The sequence below is a fragment of the Agromyces ramosus genome (assembly GCF_004216665.1).
GTDB classification, from domain to species: Bacteria; Actinomycetota; Actinomycetes; order Actinomycetales; family Microbacteriaceae; genus Agromyces; species Agromyces ramosus.
This window is the reverse complement of the sequence record NZ_SGWY01000001.1, coordinates 1,008,773-1,025,897: the sequence shown is the minus strand read 5'-3', so window position 1 is coordinate 1,025,897 and position 17,125 is coordinate 1,008,773. Positions and strand designations below refer to the sequence as shown.

The following is a 17,125-nucleotide window of genomic DNA, read 5'->3' as shown; positions in this document are numbered from 1 at the left end:
CCGAAGATGGGCGCTTCGGTCGACGCGGCCGAGCGGATGCCGCGCCTACGGTTGCGGCCATGGACATCCCGATGATCGCCGGCACGGTCTCGACCGTCGTGTTCGCGGTCAGCAACCTGCCGATGCTGCGCAAGGCGCTGCGCACGCGGGATGTCTCGTCGTACAGCCTCTCGAGCCTGGCGATGATCAACGCGGCGAACGCCGTGTACTCGCTCTACGTGTTCAGCCTGCCGATCGGGCCCATCTGGGCGCTGCACGTGTTCTACCTCGTCTCGTGCGCGATCATGCTCGTGCTGTGCCTCGGCCAGAAGCGCGCCGCGCTGCGGCGGCGCGACGCGCACCTGCCTGCGGAGGATCCGTCAGCGTACGATGTGACGTCATGGGGGAGATGAGCGACTACATCGCGGGGCTGGAGGCGCCCGACCGCGACCTGATCGAGCGGATCCGCGCGCGAGCGGTGTCGCTGGTGCCCGAGGCGGTGGAGGGACGGAGCTACGGCATGCCGGCCCTGCGGTACCGCGACTCGCCGCTGCTCAGCCTGATGTCGACGAAGGACCACATCGGCCTCTATCCGTTCAGCCCCGAGGTGGTGTCGTCCATCGAGGGCGAACTCGGCGGCTTCTCGTGGTCCAAGGGCACGATCCGGTTCACGGCGGAGCATCCGCTGCCCGACTCGGTCGTCGACCGCATCATCCTGTTGCGGCGCGACCAGATCGACGCCGCGAAGAAGCGCTAGGCGCGCACTCGCGCACGAGCGCGGGCCCGGATGCCACGCGCGGAGGTTGTGCGCGGCACCCGGGGCGTAGCAGCATGAACGCATGGGCGACCGCGAGGACTTCCTGGCATGGGTGGACGACACGCTCGTGGCCGCTGAGCGTGCCCTGCTGAACGGCGACGCCGCACCGCGTAAGGCCGCGTGGTCCCGGCGCGAGCCGGTGGGCGTGCTCGGAGCCTGGCGTAACGCCCAGGGGCGGGAAGCCGTGGTCGAGGCGTTCGACGTGCTCGCGATGAGCTTCTCGGACTGCACGTCATACGACCTGCAGCTGATCGCGGCCGACGTCGTCGGCGATGCCGCCTACACGGCCGGCTACGAACGGGTCACGGCGTCGATCGATGGCGAGCCGCGCACCTTCACGATTCGCGCGACCCAGGTGTACCGGCGTGAAGACGGCCGGTGGTACGTCGCCCACCGCCACGCGGACCTGGCCTAGCGCGCACGGCATTCACGGTTCCAGCCCAGGCCGACGAGCCCGGCCGGCCCGGATGCCGCCGCCGGACGCGCGAGGCGCCCCGGGACCGATCGATCCCGAGGCGCCCCCCGTCGCGGACAGCCCGCTACTTCACGGCCGTCGGCTCCGCGACGGGCTCGCCGCGGTGCGCACGAAGGCGCTCCGCGACGTCGATCGCGTCGCCGGCCGGGGCGTCGGACTTGCGGTCGGGTCGCGCGAGGAACAGGTACGCGAGTCCGGTCGCGAGCACGACGCCGAGGCCGATGAGCACGATCCAGTCGGTGACGACGTCGCCCGATGCGCCGGGCGTCGCGAGGAGGATCATCGCGAACACGCCGTACGCGAGCGCCGCGACGTTCACGACGATGCCCCAGCGGCCGAGCGTGAACGGACCGGCCGGCTTCCAGCCGCGGAAGCGCTGGCGCAGCGACGCGAGCACCACCATCTGGAAGGCGACGTAGATGCCGAGCACCGCGAACGCCGTGACCGGGTAGAGCAGGTCGGCGTTCAGCCACACCAGCACGGCGATGAGCGCCGGCACGGTGCACGCGACGATGAGCGCGTTCGCCGGCACCTTGCTGCCCTCGGTCACCCTGGAGAGCCAGCGGTGGCCGGGGATCATGCCGTCGCGCGCGAACGAGAACAGCAGGCGGCTCGCCGCCGCCTGCAGGCTGAGCACGCAGGAGAGGAACGCCGTGACCGCGATGACGAGGAAGACCTTCGCGCCGACCGGCCCGAGCGTCGCCTCGAGGATGGCCGGGATCGGGTCCGCGTCCTCGCCGGACACGATCGCCTGGAGGTCGGGCGCGGCGAGCACGTAGCCGCCGAACGAGAACAGGGCCGAGACGCCGCCGACGAGGATGGTGAGCACCATGGCGCGCGGGATGCGCCGGGCCGGGCTCTCGACCTCCTCGGCCACGTCGCCGCACGCCTCGAACCCGTAGAAGAGGAAGAGGCCGGCGAGGGCCGCGCCGAAGAACGCCGTGACGTAGCTGCCGTCCCCCTCGACGCCCATGGTGTCGAAGAACACGCTGAACTCCTGCTTGCGCTGGAAGACCAGCAGGTAGAGGCCGAGCCCGATGACGCCGATCAGCTCGGCGGCGAGGCCGATGCGGGCGACCCTCGCGAGCCACTTCGTGCCCGTGAAGTTGATCGCGAGCGCGACGAGCAGCAGTCCGAGGGTGAGCCAGAGGGTGGTGTCGGCGGTGTGCTCGATGCCGAACAGGCTCGCGGCGAAGCCGGAGCCGTACTCGGCGACCGCCGTGATGGTGACGATCATCGCCCAGATGTAGACCCACGCCGCCATCCACGCGTACCGGCGACCCCACAGGCGCCGGGCCCACGGGTAGATGCCGCCGTGGATCGGGTACTGCGACACGACCTCGCCGAATACGAGCGAGACGAGCAGCTGCCCCGCGCCGACGATGACGATCCACCAGATCGAGGGCGGACCGCCGACGGTGAGCGCCACGGCGAACAACGAGTAGACGCCGACGAGGGGCGAGAGGTAGGTGAAGCCGAGGGCGAAGTTCGCCCAGAGGCTCATGGAACGGTTGAACGAGTCCTCGTAGCCGAGGACCTGGAGGTGCTCGCCGTCGCCGAGTTCGGCGGGCTTCGCGGGTTCTGACATCGTGACCTTTCGAGATCGTCATTGATCGCGCCCGCCCACCCCGGACGCCAGTCGGTTGCGCCAGCATGCCATACCTTCGGCTTCAAAGCTATAGCACCGGATGATTTATCGTGGTCGGTGCACGCGCGAGCAGCGGATGCCGCGACGACGACGCACGTTGCCGCCCCAGGAGGGGCGGGGCTAGCCTGATGGCAGGCATCGGACGGGGGCGGCGTCCACCCGCCATGCGCCCGGCGCCATCAGCGCTTGGAGGCGTCATGACCACGCCGACGGCCCTCGACCGGGGCCGCACCGCGTATCGGGAGCACCGCTTCGCCGACGCCGTCGCCGGGCTCGACGAGGCCGATCGCGAGCACGCCGTCGCGGCATCCGACCTCGAGCACCTCGCCATCGCGGCCATCCTGCTCGGACGCTTCGAGGAGGGCATCGACGCGCTGACGCGCGCCCACGAGGCGTACCTCGCCGAGGAGGACGTCGAGGCCGCCACGCGGTGCGCCACATGGCTGGGCATGCAGCTCATGGGCCTCGGGGACCGCGCCCGCGCCGGCGGATGGTTCGCACGCGCGCAACGACTGGTGGAGCAGGACCCGGACGGCCGACCGGACCACGGGTTCCTGCTCATCCCCGAAGGACTCGCCGCGTTCTACGCGGGCGACGGCGAGCGGTCCGCGGCCGCGTTCCGGCGAGCATCGCAGCTCGCCCGCGATGCGCACGACAGCGACCTCGTGGCGCTCGCCGACCTCGGGCTCGGCCAGGCGGAGATCATGCTGGGCCGGCCGGAGGTCGGCCTCGCGCTGCTGGACGAGGTCATGGTCGCGGTCACCGCCGGAGAGCTCTCGCCCGTGCCCTCCGGCATCGTCTACTGCGCGGTCCTGCAGTGCTGTCGCCTCGCGTTCGACGTGCAGCGCGCCAGGGAGTGGACCCGGGCGCTCGACCACTGGTGCGACGAACGACCCGACATGGTCGCGTTCAGCGGGCAGTGCCATGCGCAACGCGCCGCGCAGTTCCTCCTGCACGGGGCGTGGGCCGACGCGCTCGCCGCCGCCGTGGAGGCGCGGGAGCGATCCGAGCGGGGCGATCACGACGGGCTCTTCGGAGCCTGGTACCAGAACGGCGAGATCCATCGACTCCGCGGCGACGCCGTGGCGGCGGCGGCATCGTACGAGCAGGCCGCCCGGACGGGCTTCGAGCCGCAGCCCGGGCTCGCCCTGTTGCGGCTGGCGGAGGGCGACGCCGACCTCGCCCGCACGATGATGCTCGCCGCGGCCGGCCGTGTCGGCCCCGCGGAACGGCGGCCGCTCCTCGGGCCGCTGGTGGAGGTCCTCCTCGCCGCGGGCGACGTCGCCGGAGCACGGGCGGCCGCCGACGAGCTCGCGGCGCTGAGCGCGGCGAGCGGCATGCCGATGCTGGCCGCGATCGCCGAGCAGGCGGAGGCCGCCGTGCGGTTCGCCGAGGGCGACGCCCCGTCCGCGCTCGCCACGTCCCGGCGCGCATGGACGCGGTGGAGGGACCTCGAGGTCCCCTTCGAAGCGGCGCGGTGCCGGGTGATCGCGGCACGCGCCTGCCGGGCGCTCGGCGACGAGGCCTCAGCGGCCATGGAGCTCGACGCCGCGCGGGCGGTGTTCGTCGAGCTGGGAGCCCAGCCGGCGCTCGCGGCGGCGGAGGCCGAGTCGTCGGCCGCGCCGCACGCGCGGGACGACGGGCTGTCCCCTCGTGAGGTCGAGGTGCTGCGGCTCGTGGCGGCCGGCGACACGAACCGCGAGATCGCGCGAGAGCTCTACCTGAGCGAGAAGACGGTCGAGCGTCACCTCAGCAACATCTTCGGCAAGCTCGGACTCTCGTCGAGGTCGGCGGCGACCGCGTACGCCTTCCGGCACGGACTCGCGGACTGACCGACACCTGCGTGGAATCCCCCAGCGCCCGCGCGCGAATGGGGGATCGGCTCGACGCGGGCCACGTCGGGTCGCCGTAGCGTCCGGTCCATGAACGAGACATCGCACGACACCCAGGGCGAGTCCGGCCGCGTGCTCGACACCGTCGTCATCGGCGGCGGGCAGGCCGGACTGGCGATCGCCTACCACCTGGTGCAGCAGCACCGCGACCTCGTGATCCTCGACGCGCATGCGCGCATCGGCGACGCGTGGCGCCTGCGCTGGGATTCCCTGCGCCTGTTCACTCCGGCCAAGTTCGATGGCCTCCCGGGGATGCCGTTCCCGGGCGACCGGCTCGGGTTCCCGTCGAAGGACGAACAGGCCGACTACCTCGAAGCCTATGCGCAGCACTTCGGGCTTCCCGTCCGCACGGGCGTCCACGTGGATCGCGTGCGCCGCGACGGCGAGCGGTTCGTCGTCGAATCCGGTGTCCGCCGCTGGGAGGCCGAGAACGTGGTGTTGGCGACGGGGGGCTACCAGGTGCCCCGGGTCCCCGAGTTCGCCGGCCGGATCGGATCATCCGTGCTGCAGCTGCACTCGAGCGACTACCGGACCCCGGCGCAGCTGCGACCCGGGCCCGTGCTCGTCGTCGGGATGGGCAACTCGGGCGCCGAGATCGCGCTCGACGTGAGCGGCTCGCACGACACGACCATCGCCGGCACGCCGACGGGCGAGCTGCCGCTGCGCCACGGCCGTGCGGCGGCGCGGTTCGTGCTGCCCGCGGTGCGGTTCGCCGGACTCCACGTGCTCACCCTGGGCACGCCGATCGGTCGGCGCGTGCTGCCGAAGCTCGCGGGCCGCGGCGCGCCGCTCATCCGCACGAAGCGCGCCGACCTCGACGCGGCCGGCGTCGCCCGGGTCGAGCGCTTGGTCGACGCCCGCGACGGGTCGCCCGTCACCGCCGCGGGCGACGTGCTCGACGTGGCGAACATCATCTGGTGCACGGGGTACCGGGACGACCTGACCTGGGTCGAGCTCCCCGCCTTCGACGACGACGGGACGATGCTGCAGCGCCGGGGCGTCGTGGACGCCGTCCCCGGCCTCTACGTGATCGGGCGGGAGTTCATGTACGCGATGGCCTCGGCGACCCTGCCCGGGGCGACCCGCGATGCGGCCCACCTCGCACGTCGGATGCGGGCGCGTCGCGCGGCGCCGACGAACGCCTCGACGGTCGCCGTCGACACGTCCTCGTGACGCGATGAGCCCCCGACCGCAGCGGCCGGGGGCTCATCGCGTCCATCGAACGCCGGCGGCGTCAGCCGATGCGGATCATCTTCTTGTTGACGAACTCGTCGGCGCCGAACCGGCCGAGCTCGCGGCCCGAGCCCGAGCGCTTGATGCCGCCGAAGGGCAGCTCGGCGCCGTCGGCGAGCACGACGTTGACGAAGACCATGCCGGCCTCGATGCCGTCGGCGACGCGCAGCGCCTGCTGCTGGTCGGTCGTGTACACGTAGGAGCCGAGGCCGAACGGGATGTCGTTGGCGATGCGCACCGCTTCGTCCTCGTCCTTCGCGCGGTAGACCTGCGCCACCGGCCCGAAGAACTCCTCCTTCGAGGCGGGGTTCTCGGGCGTGACCTCCGTCAGCACCGTCGTCTGGAAGAACGCGCCGTCGCGGGTGCCGCCGTGCACGAGCTTCGCGCCGTGCTCGACCGCGCGCTTGACCTGCTCGTCGAGGCCCTCCGCCGCCTTGAGCGACGAGAGCGGCCCGAGCGCGGTCTCGGACGAGGTCGGGTCACCCGTCTCGACCTCCGCGAGCTTCGCGGTGAACTTCTCGAGGAAGGGCTCGTAGAGCTCGTCGGCCACGATGAAGCGCTTGGCCGCGTTGCAGGACTGGCCGTTGTTGTCGAGGCGGGCGTCGACGGCGTTCTGCACGGTGGCGTCGAGGTCGTCGGTCGACAGCAGGATGAAGGGGTCGGACCCGCCGAGCTCGAGCACGACCTTCTTCAGGTGGCGGCCGGCGATCTCGGCGACGGCGGCGCCGGCGCGCTCGGAGCCGGTGAGCGAGACGCCCTGCACCCGCGGGTCGGCGATGACCTGCTCGATCTGGTCGTGCGAGGCGTAGATGTTCACGTATGCGCCCTCGGGGAAGCCCGCGTCGTGGAAGATCTGCGCGATCGCGGCGGCCGACTCGGGGCACTGCTCGGCGTGCTTGAGCAGGATCGTGTTGCCGATGATGAGGTTCGGGCCGGCGAAGCGTGCGACCTGGTAGTACGGGAAGTTCCACGGCATGACGCCGAGGAGCACTCCGAGCGACGAGCGGCGGATGACCGCCGAGCCCTCACCGGCCAGGAGCGTGATCGGCTCGTCCTTCAGGAAGTCGGCCGAGTGGTCGGCGTAGTACTCGTAGATGGCGCCCGCGAAGTCCGCCTCGGCGAGGGCCTGCTCGATGGGCTTGCCCATCTCACGCACGATGATCTCGCCCAGCTCCTGGCGGCGCTCGACGTGCAGCTCGCCCACGCGGCGGATGAGCGCGGCGCGCTCCTCGACCGTGGTCGACTTCGACCACGTGCGGTGCGCGTCGTCGGCGGCGGCGATGGCGGCATCGAGCTCGGCGTCGGTGATGGTCGGGTACGTCTTGACCGTCTCGCCGGTGGCGGGGTTGGTCACGGCATAGCTCATGGGAGTTCTCTCCTTCTCAGGTGCACGCACGCCAGAGGCCGTCTGCCGCGGTGCAGTCGCTCGTCCGTCAAAGATATAACACTAAATCTTTGGTGACGAGCCGGATGCCACGGGGTCGACGCGCACCGTGAAAGGGGTCCCGGGGCAGGCCACCTCGGCCGAACCCGAGCCGGCCAGGCGGCCGACCTGCAGCGCCGGATCGGTCGAGAGCACCACGCGGCCCTGCTCGTTCACGAGCGCCAGCGGCGCCTCGACGTCGAGGAAGTCGCGGAGCAGGGCGCCCTCGAGGCGCCGCACGGCGACGTCGGCCCCGACCACGCCGACCATGCGCTCGCCATCCCGTGCGTGGACGGGCATCGTGAGGGTGAGGATGTAGTCGCAGGTGCAGAGGTGGTCGACGTACGGCCCCGTGACATGCGCATGCCGGGTGGTCGCGGGGATCCGGTACCACTCGAGGGCACGGAAGTCGCGGAGGTACTCGGCGTAACCGCGCGTCGAGAGGTCGAGCCGGGTCGGCTCGTCGGTGGAGCCGAGCACCGGGTTGTCCGCCAGCGGGCCGAGCCACCACGCGAAGTGCACGCCGCGGCCGCGCACGACCTCGCCGTCGGCGATGAAGCCGGCACCGACGAGCATCGGCTCGGGCTCCTCGAGGCGGGGCAGCACGAGTTCGGCGACCGCGCCGTCGAGCGCGGCGGCTCGGAGGTCGGGGCCGGCGTCGAGCAGCGATTCGATGGGCTCCCGCCAGGCGGCGAGCTGGTCGAACACGCCCCGGAACACGTCGGCGACGGCCTCGGCGACCTCAGTCGGCGTGCGGCTCATCGAGGGCACCCCCTCGCTCGACGCGGTTCTTCGCGGCGAGCAGCCGCCGGGCGAGCAGCTCGACGAGCTCGCCGGCCGCCTCGCGCGCGCGTGCACCGCGACCGCGAGCCACGGCTCGCACGATCCGCCGGTCCAGGTCGGCGACCTCGACGCGCGCCGACTCGGCGGCGAGGCCGAGCAGCAGCAGCGGGCCGAACTCGGCCTGCAGCCGGATCTGCTCCCGCACCAGCCGCGCCGACTGGCTGAGCACGGCCAGCTCCAGGAGGAATCCGCCCTGGTTCGTGCGTGCGGCAGCGGCCGTCGAGAAGTCGGCGCCGCTCAGCCACCCGGCCAGGTTGGCCGCGTCCTCGGCGGAGGCGCGCTCCGCGGCGCGCTCGGCCGCGCCCGCGAGGATCGCGCCGAAGTAGACGGCCATGTCGCTGAGCTCGACCTGGGCGAGTCCGCGCAGCCGTGCGGTCAGGATGCCGCGGTGCTCGACGTCGTCGCGCACGACGAAGCTGCCGCCCTCGCGTCCGCGGCGGGTCTCGACGAGTCCGGCGACGCGGAGGATGCCGAGGCCCTCGCGCACGGTGATCAGCGCGACGCCGAACCGGCGCGCGAGCTCGGGTTCGCTGGGAAGGCGCTCGCCCGGGTCGAGGACCCCGAGCACGATGCCGTCGGTGAGGCGCTGGGCGACCTGCTCGGCGCGGCCGGCATCGGCGAGCTGGGCGAACACGGCTTCGCGTGCACCGGGACCCACCCTCGTCTCCATGCGTCCACGTTAGTCGAGCGGAATCCCGTCGAGCGGCGCCGCGCCCGAAAAAGATTCGCTATAGGATGAATCGCATGCGGCCCCTCGGGCCGTTTCATGCGAAGGCGGATGATCCATGCACGAGCCAACCCAGGCAGCGCCGTTCGGCGTGCTCGCGGGCGTTCGCGTCGCGGACTTCTCACGCGTGCTCGCGGGCCCGTACGCCACCATGACCCTCGCGGACTTCGGCGCCGACGTCATCAAGGTCGAGCCTCCCACGGGTGATGACACCCGCCACTGGAAGCCGCCCGTCGATGCAGCGGGGGAGGCCACCTACTTCGGCAGCGTCAACCGCAACAAGCGCTCGGTCGCGCTCGACCTCACGACCGACGCGGGCCTCGCCGAGGCGCGCCGGCTCGCGGCATCCGCCGACGTCGTGGTCGAGAACTTCCGGCCCGGCGTGATGGATCGCTTCGGGCTCTCCGACGCCGACCTGCGCGCCGTGAACCCGCGCCTCGTCTACTGCTCGATCACCGGGTTCGGCCCCGACGCGACCCTCGCGGGGTACGACCTGCTCGTGCAGGCGGTCGGGGGCCTCATGTCGATCACGGGCGAGCCCGACGGCGAGCCGTCCAAGGCGGGCGTCGCCCTCGTCGACGTGCTCTGCGGGCAGAACGCCGTCGTCGGGATCCTGCTGGCACTGCGCGAGCGCGACCGCACCGGCCTCGGCCGGCGGGTCGAGGTGAACCTCCTGCAGAGCCTGCTCTCGGCGCTCACGAACCAGGCGGCCTCGACCCTGGCCACCGGTCGTGCCCCGCGACGCCTCGGCAACCAGCACCCGAGCATCGCGCCGTACGCCGTGTTCCCGGCCGCCGATCGCGACCTCGTCATCGCGGTGGGAAACGACCGGCAGTTCCGCGCGCTCGCCTGGGTCCTCGGCATTCCGGGGGTCGCCGACGATCCCCGCTACGCGACGAACGAGACCCGCGTCGAGCACCGCGACCACCTACGCGCCGAGCTCGAGGCCGCCCTCGCCGCCCACGCCGCCGAGCACTGGGTGCGGGCGCTCGCCGACGCCGGCGTGCCGGCGGGCCTCGTGAACGACGTCGCCGAGGCGCTCGCCTTCGCGGAGTCGCTCGGCCTCGATCCGGTGGTCGAGCTCGGTGCCAGCCGCACCGTCGCGAACCCGATCACCATCTCCGGCGCCGCGCCCGGCTACCGCACGCCGCCGCCGCGGCTCGACGAGCACGCCGGCGCCGACTGGCTCCGCCCTTCCGAGAAAGGACCCACCGCATGACCACGGCCCCCCGAGTCGACCAGGTCTTCGACCTCGACGGCCTCCTCAGCGACGAGGAGCGCGCATGGCAGCAACGAGCCCGCGCCTTCGCGCAGGAGCGCATCCTCCCGATCATCGAGGACGACTTCGAGCAGCGGCACTTCCGCCGGGAACTGGTGCACGAGCTGGGAGCGCAGGGGTTCCTCGGCATGCACCTCGAGGGTTACGGATGCGCGGGCGCCGGCGCTGTGAGCTACGGGCTGGTCTGCCTCGAACTCGAGGCCGCCGATTCGGGCTGGCGCACGTTCGTGTCGGTGCAGGGCTCCCTCGCGATGAGCGCCATCCGCCGGTACGGCTCGGAGGAGCAGAAGCAGCGCTGGCTGCTTGGCATGGCGAGGGGCGAGCTGATCGGATGCTTCGCCCTCACCGAGCCGCAGGGCGGCTCCGACCCCGCCGCGATGACCACGACCGCGCGCCGTGACGGTGACGACTGGGTCATCGACGGCGCGAAGCGATGGATCGGGCTCGCGTCCGTGGCCGACGTCGCCGTCGTCTGGGCGCGGGTCGACGATCCGACCGGCCCCGAGGGGGAGAACGCCGCCGGCGAGGGCGGCGCCGCGGTGCGCGGGTTCCTCGTCCCGACGACGACGCCCGGTTACGCGGCGACCCCGATCGAGGGCAAGCTGTCGATGCGGGCGTCGGTGCAGTGCGATGTGGTGTTCGACGGGGTCCGCATCCCCGCCGACGCCATGCTGCCCGAGGCATCCGGACTCTCGGGGCCATTCGGCTGCCTCAACGAGGCCCGGTACGGCATCGTCTGGGGTGCCATGGGCGCGGCCCGCTCGTGCCTGGAGGCGGCCCTCGAGCGGTCGCGCGAGCGAGAGGTGTTCGGCAGGCCGATCGGCGCGAACCAGCTCACCCAGGCGAAGCTCGCCGACATGCTGCTCGAGCTCGAGAAGGGCATCCTCCTCGCCCTGCACCTCGGTCGCCTCAAGGAGCGCGGGCAGCTCACGCCCGCCCAGATCTCGGTCGGCAAGCTCAACAGCGTGCGCGAGGCACTCGAGATCGCGCACCAGGCCCGCACCATCCTCGGCGGCGACGGCATCACGAGCGCCTACCCGGTGATGCGGCACGCCGCGAACCTCGAGTCCGTCCGCACGTACGAGGGCACCGACGAGATCCACCAGCTCATCATCGGCCGCGCCCTCACCGGCCTGAACGCCTTCTGACCGGCGACCGGGCCGTGCCGTCCCACCCATCGTGATCGCCGACGATCGTCGCGATTCCACCGGCACGTCGTGACATCGCGGCGTGCGTTCCAACCAGAAGGAGAAGTGATGAAGGCAATGGAGCCTCGTCTCACCCGAGCCGTCGTCGAGTGGACCGGATGGGGCCGCACGGCCCGGCCCGCGCGCGACGACGCCCGGCTCATCGCGCGGTTCGGCGGCGAGGCCGGTCCGGCGCTCGCCAAGGCCGCCCGCCGGCTCGAGGCGGACTACTCGGCGGGCTCGGCCGAGTTCCGCGCGCGGCACCCCGAACTGGGCATCGACGCCGTCGACGCGCTCGCCTGGAGCACGGCGCACGAGGGCGGCCGCGGCTAGCCGCGCACGATCCTGACGCATCGAGGCGGCCGCCCACGGGGGACGGCCGCCTCGATTGCGTCTCGCCGGTCAGTTGATGCCGGGGATGATCAGCCAGCGGTTCACGAGTACCAGCCAGACGGCGATGACCACGATCGCGGCGATCGTGACGCCCCGTCCGGTGCGACCGCCCGCGAAGAGGGCGACGACGAGCGCGATGAGCGTCGCGACGCCGAGCACGACGGAGCCCCACGGGATCGCGGGGATGAACAGCGACAGCAGGAACAGCGCGGCGACGATGACCTCGATGACGCCGACGATCGTGTTCCCGCCACGTGCGCGGAGACGCCAGATACCGTCGACGAGCGCGAGGACGCCACCGATGAGGGCGATGAGGAGGAGCCAGGACAGCGTGATCATGGAGTTCCTTCGGGTTGGTGTGGGGGGCACCGCGACGCGGGAGGGGACTCCCACGACGCCGCCACTCTATCGACGCCGCCGCCACGGCTGTGAGGGGTTGCGCTCGACACGCCGTGACGTGTATGCCGCGCGACGCATGCGTCGCGCCCGGGACGCGCGTCCCGATCTGCGACGACCCGGAATGCAACGTGGGGTCACACGGTTTCACCGTGCCGTTGCCCACGTGCTGGACTCGTCGTGGCCGGGGCGACCGATCGAAGCTTCCGGCACCCACGCCACACGTCACGAACGTCACGAACGGAGCACCACCCCATGTCTCGCACCCGGACCCTGCTCGGCCTCGTCGCCGCATCCGCCGCCGCCCTCGCCCTCGCCGCGTGCTCCTCTGGTGCGCCCGCCGCGACCGACGCCGCATCGGGCGACGAGTACGGGCTCGTGACGGCGGGCACGCTGACCGTCGCGACCGAGGGCACCTACCGTCCGTTCAGCTACCACGAGGACGGCAGCGGCGACCTCACCGGCTACGACGTGGAGGTCGCCGAGGCGGTGGCCGACAAGCTCGGGCTCGAGATCGAGTTCCAGGAGACCCAGTGGGACGCGATCTTCGCGGGCCTCGACGCCGGCCGGTTCGACGTGATCGCCAACCAGGTCTCGATCAACCCCGAGCGCGAGGAGCAGTACCTCTTCAGCGAGCCCTACACCGTCTCGCCGGGCGTGATCGTAGTGAAGGAGGGCGACTCGTCGATCTCGAGCTTCGACGACCTCGCCGGCAAGACCACCGCGCAGTCGCTCACGAGCAACTGGTACGAGCTCGCCCAGGAGTCGGGCGCGAACGTCGAGGCCGTCGAGGGCTGGGCGCAGGCCGTCGCGCTGCTCGAGCAGGGCCGCGTCGACGCGACCATCAACGACAAGCTGACCTACCTCGACTACGTGAAGACCAACGGCCAGTCGGGCCTCGAGGTCGCGGCCGAGACCGACGACCCGTCGCTCAGCGCGCTCGCGTTCACGAAGGACAAGGCCGACCTCGTGGCGGCGATCGACGCCGCCCTCGCGGAGCTCCGCGAGGAGGGCGTGCTCGCCGAGCTCGGTGACAAGTACTTCGGGGCCGACGTCTCGGAGTAGGCTCGCGCCCGTCTTCACGAAGGGGGTGTCGCCGTGGCATCCGGCTGGCAACTGTTCCTGGAATCGTTCTGGCCGATCGTCTGGGGCGGGCTGAGCGGCACCATCCCGCTCGCCCTGGCCTCGTTCGCGATCGGCCTGGTGATCGCGCTCGCCGTCGCGCTCGCCCGGATCTCGAGGAACCGCGTGCTCTCGGGCATCGGGCGGTTCTACGTCTCGGTGATCCGCGGCACGCCCCTGCTCGTGCAGCTGTTCGTGATCTTCTACGGACTGCCCGCGGTGGGCATCGTGATCGATCCGTGGCCGAGCGCGATCGCGGCGTTCTCGCTCAACGTCGGCGGGTACGCGGCCGAGATCATCCGCGCCGCGATCCTGTCGGTCCCGAAGGGGCAGTGGGAGGCCGGGTACACGATCGGCATGTCGCACGCCACCGCGCTGCGACGCATCATCCTGCCGCAGGCCGCCCGGGTCTCGGTGCCGCCGCTGTCGAACACGTTCATCTCGCTCGTGAAGGACACGTCGCTGGCCTCGCTGATCCTCGTGACCGAGCTGTTCCGCGTCTCGCAGGAGATCGCGGCGTTCACGCAGGACTTCATGCTGCTCTACCTCGAGGCGGCGCTGATCTACTGGCTGTTCTGCCTCGTGCTCTCCAGCGGCCAGAACGCGCTCGAGAGGAGGCTCGATCGCTATGTCGCCCACTGACGACGGCGTGCCGCCGCAGGGGCCGGATGCCGCGGGCGACCCGCTCGCCCCGCAGGCCGCGCCCGACGACTCCGTGCTGCTGACGGCACGGGGCATCCGCAAGTCGTTCGGCGACAACGAGGTGCTGCGCTCGATCGACCTCGAGGTGCGGCGCGGCGAGGTCGTCGTGCTCATCGGGCCGAGCGGGTCGGGCAAGACGACCGTGCTGCGGTCGCTCAACGGGCTGGAGACGCCCGACGGCGGCACGATCGCGTTCACCGGCGGGCCGGAACTGGACTTCTCGGCTGCGGTCCCGAAGTCCGGGCGCTTCGCGCTGCGCGACCGATCGGCGATGGTGTTCCAGCAGCACAACCTGTTCCCGCACATGACGGTGCTGCAGAACGTGGTTGAGGGCCCGATCCGGGTGCAGCGGGTGCCGAAGGCGCAGGCGCTCGCGGAGGCGTCCGCCCTCCTCGAGCGGGTCGGGCTGGCCGAGAAGCGCGACGCCTACCCGTTCGAGCTGTCGGGAGGGCAGCAGCAGCGCGTCGGCATCGTGCGCGCGCTCGCCCTCAAGCCCGACCTGCTGCTCTTCGACGAGCCGACGAGCGCGCTCGACCCCGAACTCGTCGGGGAGGTGCTGTCGGTGATCAAGGAGCTCGCCGACGAGGGCTGGACCATGGTGGTCGTCACCCACGAGCTCGGCTTCGCCCGCCAGGCCGCCGACGAGGTGCTGTTCATGGACGGCGGCGTCGTGGTGGAGCGCGGCGCGCCGGGCGACATCTTCACGAAGCCCACCGAGGAGCGCACGCGTCGGTTCCTCGATCGGATCCTCCGGCCGCTCGACTGAGCGCCGCCCCGGGCGCTCCCGAGCGATCGCATCGGGCCAGGGCGTAGCGTTGGGGGATGGCCGCCCGCACCCACGGAGTCTCCGCTCCGGGCATGCGGGCGAGGCGCCTCCTCGGCGTCTTCCGCGTGCTCATCGCCGTCGTCGAGGTGATCGCCCTGGTCGGCAACTTCGAGTACGTGCTCGGTTTCCGGTTCTTCGCCACCGCCAACTTCTTCAGCTACTTCACCGTGCAGTCGGCGATGCTCGCCGTGGTGACCCTCTGCATCGCGGCCGCCTATGCGCTGATGGCGCCGAACGATCCGCCCTGGCTCGGCATCCTGCGCACCATGGTCACGGTCTACCTGCTCGTGTCGGGCCTCGTCTTCGCGCTCATCGTGGCCCAGGCGTCGTCACGCGACTACCGCATCGAGGTGCCGTGGTCGGACACGTTGCTGCACTTCGTGGTCCCTGCGCTCGCCGTGGTCGCCTGGACGGCCGACAGCATCATGGCGGTGAACCCGCGGGTGCCGTGGTCGACCATCGGCTGGGTGCTGGTGTACCCCTCGCTGTGGCTGCCGTACACGCTCCTGCGCGGGGCCGACGTCGGGTGGTACCCGTACTTCTTCCTCGACGAGGCCCAGGTCGGCGGAGCGGTCGGCGTCGCGGCCTACTGCGCGCTCGTCCTCGTGATCTTCGTGGCGATCACGGCGGTGCTGGTCGCGATCAACCGCGCGCTGTGGCGTAGGGCGCGAGGTCGGCGAGGATCGCCGACTGGAACTCCGGATCGTCGAGCGCTTCCAGTCGCGTCGCCTGCGTCGCCGCGATGACCCCGACGAGGATGGGCTCGCCCGTCTCGCGTCCGAGGTCGAGCCACGCCGCCACGGTCGACGGCTCGCCCACGACGGTGAGCACGTCGGGTGCGGCCGCCAAGCCATCCGCGCCATCGGGCGTCGCGGCACCAGCCGGCGATCCCGATCGCCAGAACGCCTCCTCGAACCGCAGCCACACCACGTCGACGACGCCCGTCTCGAGGCGGGCGATCGCGCGCTGGTGGGCGAACGGCAGCACCGGCGAGAAGCGCAGCGTGTCGGACTTCAGCACGCCGATCGGCACCGTGACGATGGCCCGGTCGGCCGTCAGCGACTCGCCCGAGTCGAGGCGCAGGCTCACTCGCCGGTCGTCGTGGGCCACGCGCGTCACGACGCTCGAGACCGCGATGTCGACCCGGTCGGCGAGGGCGTCGAGCAGGTCGGAGAGCCGGCCGGTGACGAGCTGCGACCCGGACGGGAACGCCGTCGTCGGCACGGTGCGCGCCGAGACCGCGCTCGACGGCGCGCCCGTCGCGGGTTGCACGCCACTCGCGATCGTGTGCGCGAGCCACGACGCCGGGCTCACCTCGTCGGGGCCGGGCACCGTCGACATCGGCACGGTGCCCGAGCCGACGAGTGCCGCGGCGAGGGAGACGTCCTCGGGTGCGGCGTCCGCCCAGGCGCGTGCTGCGTCCACCGCGTCGACGCCCGTCGGCGGGATCGCGACCGCGACGCCCTCGCTCGTGCGCGCCTCGACGACCCCGTCGAACTCGACGGTGTCGACGGATGCCGCGCGGAGCGCCTCGGCCATCGGCTCGTCGTCGGGCACGAGCACCGGGCCGAGCTCGACGGGGCGGTCGAAGCCGTCGACCTCGACCGACCACACGCGCCCGCCGACCCGGTCGCGGGCCTCGACGACGACGACCTCGAATCCGGCATCCACGAGGTGCACGGCAGCGGTCAGCCCCGCGATGCCGGCACCGATCACGGCGACCCGCTCGCCCGGCTCGGCGATCCGGGCGACCTGCTCGGCCGCCGCGAGGCCGGAGTCGCGAGCGCCGGTCAGCGTGCCGGGATCGGTCGCGGAGCAGGCCTCGCCGGCGATCCAGAGGCGCTCGCCGACGGGCTCCGCGAGCGATTGGCGCAGGCTCGTCGTGGTGCCGACGGCGTCGTACGAGAACGCACCGCGAGCGAACGGATCGGAGCCCCAGCTCGAGCGGCGCATCGCCGTCGGCAGCGGCACGCCGTCGGGGGGCAGGGGGGTGGGCGTCGGGGTCGGGGTCGGGGTCGCGCTCGGCGAGGCGCTGGGCGACGGCCTGGCATCGGGCCAGCTGCAGCTCGAGAGCGCGACGGCGGCGATCCCGGAGAGCGACGCGGCGAGGAAGGTTCGCCGGGCCATGCCGCCGGACGCCGCCCGAGAGTCCATGGCATTCAGGCTAGCTGACGGCCCGTGCG

The 17,125-nt window shown here is 72.1% G+C and carries 18 protein-coding genes; 12 read left to right on the top strand and 6 right to left on the bottom strand.

Annotation, left to right across the window (positions count from 1 at the left end; translation table 11 throughout):
* Nucleotides 1-59 precede the first annotated feature (59 nt).
* From EV187_RS04795 to EV187_RS04785, 3 genes are all read left to right on the top strand, one after another.
* Nucleotides 60-392: a hypothetical protein gene (locus tag EV187_RS04795; protein ID WP_130351832.1), complete on the top strand. Its 333-nt coding sequence runs from the start codon at nt 60-62 to the stop codon at nt 390-392.
* Nucleotides 380-736 (top strand): iron chaperone, encoded by a 357-nt coding sequence (locus EV187_RS04790; RefSeq protein ID WP_130351831.1) that lies wholly within the window; start codon nt 380-382, stop codon nt 734-736. The genes EV187_RS04795 and EV187_RS04790 overlap by 13 nt, the downstream gene beginning before the upstream one ends.
* 82 nt (nt 737-818) lie before the next feature.
* A complete protein-coding gene (locus EV187_RS04785) occupies nt 819-1,211 on the top strand; it encodes a nuclear transport factor 2 family protein (RefSeq protein WP_130351830.1) in 393 nt (130 codons plus the stop codon).
* Nucleotides 1,212-1,335: 124 nt separating this feature from the next.
* On the opposite strand, the gene EV187_RS04780 is transcribed toward EV187_RS04785, so the two are convergent.
* Nucleotides 1,336-2,859 carry an APC family permease gene (locus EV187_RS04780; RefSeq protein ID WP_130351829.1) on the bottom strand — a complete coding sequence of 508 codons (1,524 nt, stop codon included), beginning with the start codon at nt 2,857-2,859 and terminating at the stop codon, nt 1,336-1,338.
* 257 nt (nt 2,860-3,116) lie between these two features.
* Here EV187_RS04780 and EV187_RS04775 point away from each other — a divergent pair, with 257 nt between their 5' ends.
* Both EV187_RS04775 and EV187_RS04770 read left to right on the top strand, forming a co-directional pair.
* Complete coding sequence (locus EV187_RS04775; RefSeq protein ID WP_130351828.1) at nt 3,117-4,751, top strand: helix-turn-helix transcriptional regulator; 1,635 nt, start codon at nt 3,117-3,119, stop codon at nt 4,749-4,751.
* Nucleotides 4,752-4,841: 90 nt separating this feature from the next.
* Nucleotides 4,842-5,984, top strand: coding sequence for a flavin-containing monooxygenase (locus tag EV187_RS04770; RefSeq protein ID WP_130351827.1), 1,143 nt, complete (start codon nt 4,842-4,844; stop codon nt 5,982-5,984).
* Nucleotides 5,985-6,045: 61 nt separating this feature from the next.
* On the opposite strand, the gene EV187_RS04765 is transcribed toward EV187_RS04770, so the two are convergent.
* The 3 genes from EV187_RS04765 to EV187_RS04755 all read right to left on the bottom strand — a co-directional run bounded on the left by EV187_RS04765 (nt 6,046) and on the right by EV187_RS04755 (nt 8,980).
* Entirely contained in the window at nt 6,046-7,410 is a 1,365-nt protein-coding gene (locus EV187_RS04765) for an NAD-dependent succinate-semialdehyde dehydrogenase (protein ID WP_130351826.1), read from the bottom strand.
* A gap of 81 nt (nt 7,411-7,491) precedes the next feature.
* Complete coding sequence (locus EV187_RS04760; RefSeq protein WP_130351825.1) at nt 7,492-8,229, bottom strand: PDC sensor domain-containing protein; 738 nt, start codon at nt 8,227-8,229, stop codon at nt 7,492-7,494.
* A complete protein-coding gene (locus tag EV187_RS04755; protein ID WP_130351824.1) occupies nt 8,210-8,980 on the bottom strand; it encodes a FadR/GntR family transcriptional regulator in 771 nt (256 codons plus the stop codon). The genes EV187_RS04760 and EV187_RS04755 overlap by 20 nt, the downstream gene beginning before the upstream one ends.
* Nucleotides 8,981-9,095: 115 nt before the next feature.
* Here EV187_RS04755 and EV187_RS04750 point away from each other — a divergent pair, with 115 nt between their 5' ends.
* The 3 genes from EV187_RS04750 to EV187_RS04740 all read left to right on the top strand — a co-directional run bounded on the left by EV187_RS04750 (nt 9,096) and on the right by EV187_RS04740 (nt 11,836).
* Complete coding sequence (locus tag EV187_RS04750) at nt 9,096-10,256, top strand: CaiB/BaiF CoA transferase family protein (RefSeq protein WP_207221736.1); 1,161 nt, start codon at nt 9,096-9,098, stop codon at nt 10,254-10,256.
* Nucleotides 10,253-11,464, top strand: a complete 1,212-nt coding sequence (locus EV187_RS04745) for an acyl-CoA dehydrogenase family protein (RefSeq protein WP_130351823.1) — start codon at nt 10,253-10,255, stop codon at nt 11,462-11,464. The genes EV187_RS04750 and EV187_RS04745 overlap by 4 nt, the downstream gene beginning before the upstream one ends.
* 108 nt (nt 11,465-11,572) lie before the next feature.
* Nucleotides 11,573-11,836 carry a hypothetical protein gene (locus EV187_RS04740; RefSeq protein WP_130351822.1) on the top strand — a complete coding sequence of 88 codons (264 nt, stop codon included), beginning with the start codon at nt 11,573-11,575 and terminating at the stop codon, nt 11,834-11,836.
* Nucleotides 11,837-11,905: 69 nt separating this feature from the next.
* On the opposite strand, the gene EV187_RS04735 is transcribed toward EV187_RS04740, so the two are convergent.
* Complete coding sequence (locus EV187_RS04735; RefSeq protein ID WP_130351821.1) at nt 11,906-12,235, bottom strand: hypothetical protein; 330 nt, start codon at nt 12,233-12,235, stop codon at nt 11,906-11,908.
* A gap of 312 nt (nt 12,236-12,547) precedes the next feature.
* Here EV187_RS04735 and EV187_RS04730 point away from each other — a divergent pair, with 312 nt between their 5' ends.
* The 4 genes from EV187_RS04730 to EV187_RS04715 are packed head-to-tail and all read left to right on the top strand — an operon-like array spanning nt 12,548 to nt 15,688.
* Complete coding sequence (locus tag EV187_RS04730) at nt 12,548-13,357, top strand: amino acid ABC transporter substrate-binding protein (protein WP_130351820.1); 810 nt, start codon at nt 12,548-12,550, stop codon at nt 13,355-13,357.
* Between the two features lie 33 nt (nt 13,358-13,390).
* Nucleotides 13,391-14,056 carry an amino acid ABC transporter permease gene (locus tag EV187_RS04725; RefSeq protein ID WP_130351819.1) on the top strand — a complete coding sequence of 222 codons (666 nt, stop codon included), beginning with the start codon at nt 13,391-13,393 and terminating at the stop codon, nt 14,054-14,056.
* Nucleotides 14,043-14,882, top strand: a complete 840-nt coding sequence (locus EV187_RS04720; RefSeq protein WP_130351818.1) for an amino acid ABC transporter ATP-binding protein — start codon at nt 14,043-14,045, stop codon at nt 14,880-14,882. Before EV187_RS04725 ends, EV187_RS04720 begins: the two co-directional genes overlap by 14 nt.
* 56 nt (nt 14,883-14,938) lie before the next feature.
* Complete coding sequence (locus tag EV187_RS04715; protein WP_130351817.1) at nt 14,939-15,688, top strand: Pr6Pr family membrane protein; 750 nt, start codon at nt 14,939-14,941, stop codon at nt 15,686-15,688.
* On the opposite strand, the gene EV187_RS18855 is transcribed toward EV187_RS04715, so the two are convergent.
* Nucleotides 15,585-17,096, bottom strand: coding sequence for a flavin monoamine oxidase family protein (locus EV187_RS18855; protein WP_130351816.1), 1,512 nt, complete (start codon nt 17,094-17,096; stop codon nt 15,585-15,587). The genes EV187_RS04715 and EV187_RS18855 overlap by 104 nt on opposite strands.
* Between the last annotated feature and the right edge of the window lie 29 nt (nt 17,097-17,125).

Excerpts from the sequence above, each read along its gene's own strand:
- EV187_RS04750 (WP_207221736.1), top strand. The coding sequence starts at position 9,096 with ATGCACGAGCCAACCCAGGCAGCGCCGTTCGGCGTGCTCGCGGGCGTT.
- EV187_RS04790 (WP_130351831.1), top strand. The coding sequence starts at position 380 with ATGGGGGAGATGAGCGACTACATCGCGGGGCTGGAGGCGCCCGACCGC.
- EV187_RS04780 (WP_130351829.1), bottom strand. The coding sequence starts at position 2,859 with ATGTCAGAACCCGCGAAGCCCGCCGAACTCGGCGACGGCGAGCACCTC.
- EV187_RS04720 (WP_130351818.1), top strand. The coding sequence starts at position 14,043 with ATGTCGCCCACTGACGACGGCGTGCCGCCGCAGGGGCCGGATGCCGCG.
- EV187_RS04775 (WP_130351828.1), top strand. The coding sequence starts at position 3,117 with ATGACCACGCCGACGGCCCTCGACCGGGGCCGCACCGCGTATCGGGAG.
- EV187_RS04715 (WP_130351817.1), top strand. The coding sequence starts at position 14,939 with ATGGCCGCCCGCACCCACGGAGTCTCCGCTCCGGGCATGCGGGCGAGG.
- EV187_RS18855 (WP_130351816.1), bottom strand. The coding sequence starts at position 17,096 with ATGGACTCTCGGGCGGCGTCCGGCGGCATGGCCCGGCGAACCTTCCTC.
- EV187_RS04765 (WP_130351826.1), bottom strand. The coding sequence starts at position 7,410 with ATGAGCTATGCCGTGACCAACCCCGCCACCGGCGAGACGGTCAAGACG.
- EV187_RS04760 (WP_130351825.1), bottom strand. The coding sequence starts at position 8,229 with ATGAGCCGCACGCCGACTGAGGTCGCCGAGGCCGTCGCCGACGTGTTC.
- EV187_RS04730 (WP_130351820.1), top strand. The coding sequence starts at position 12,548 with ATGTCTCGCACCCGGACCCTGCTCGGCCTCGTCGCCGCATCCGCCGCC.
- EV187_RS04755 (WP_130351824.1), bottom strand. The coding sequence starts at position 8,980 with ATGGAGACGAGGGTGGGTCCCGGTGCACGCGAAGCCGTGTTCGCCCAG.
- EV187_RS04735 (WP_130351821.1), bottom strand. The coding sequence starts at position 12,235 with ATGATCACGCTGTCCTGGCTCCTCCTCATCGCCCTCATCGGTGGCGTC.
- EV187_RS04795 (WP_130351832.1), top strand. The coding sequence starts at position 60 with ATGGACATCCCGATGATCGCCGGCACGGTCTCGACCGTCGTGTTCGCG.
- EV187_RS04745 (WP_130351823.1), top strand. The coding sequence starts at position 10,253 with ATGACCACGGCCCCCCGAGTCGACCAGGTCTTCGACCTCGACGGCCTC.
- EV187_RS04740 (WP_130351822.1), top strand. The coding sequence starts at position 11,573 with ATGAAGGCAATGGAGCCTCGTCTCACCCGAGCCGTCGTCGAGTGGACC.
- EV187_RS04785 (WP_130351830.1), top strand. The coding sequence starts at position 819 with ATGGGCGACCGCGAGGACTTCCTGGCATGGGTGGACGACACGCTCGTG.
- EV187_RS04770 (WP_130351827.1), top strand. The coding sequence starts at position 4,842 with ATGAACGAGACATCGCACGACACCCAGGGCGAGTCCGGCCGCGTGCTC.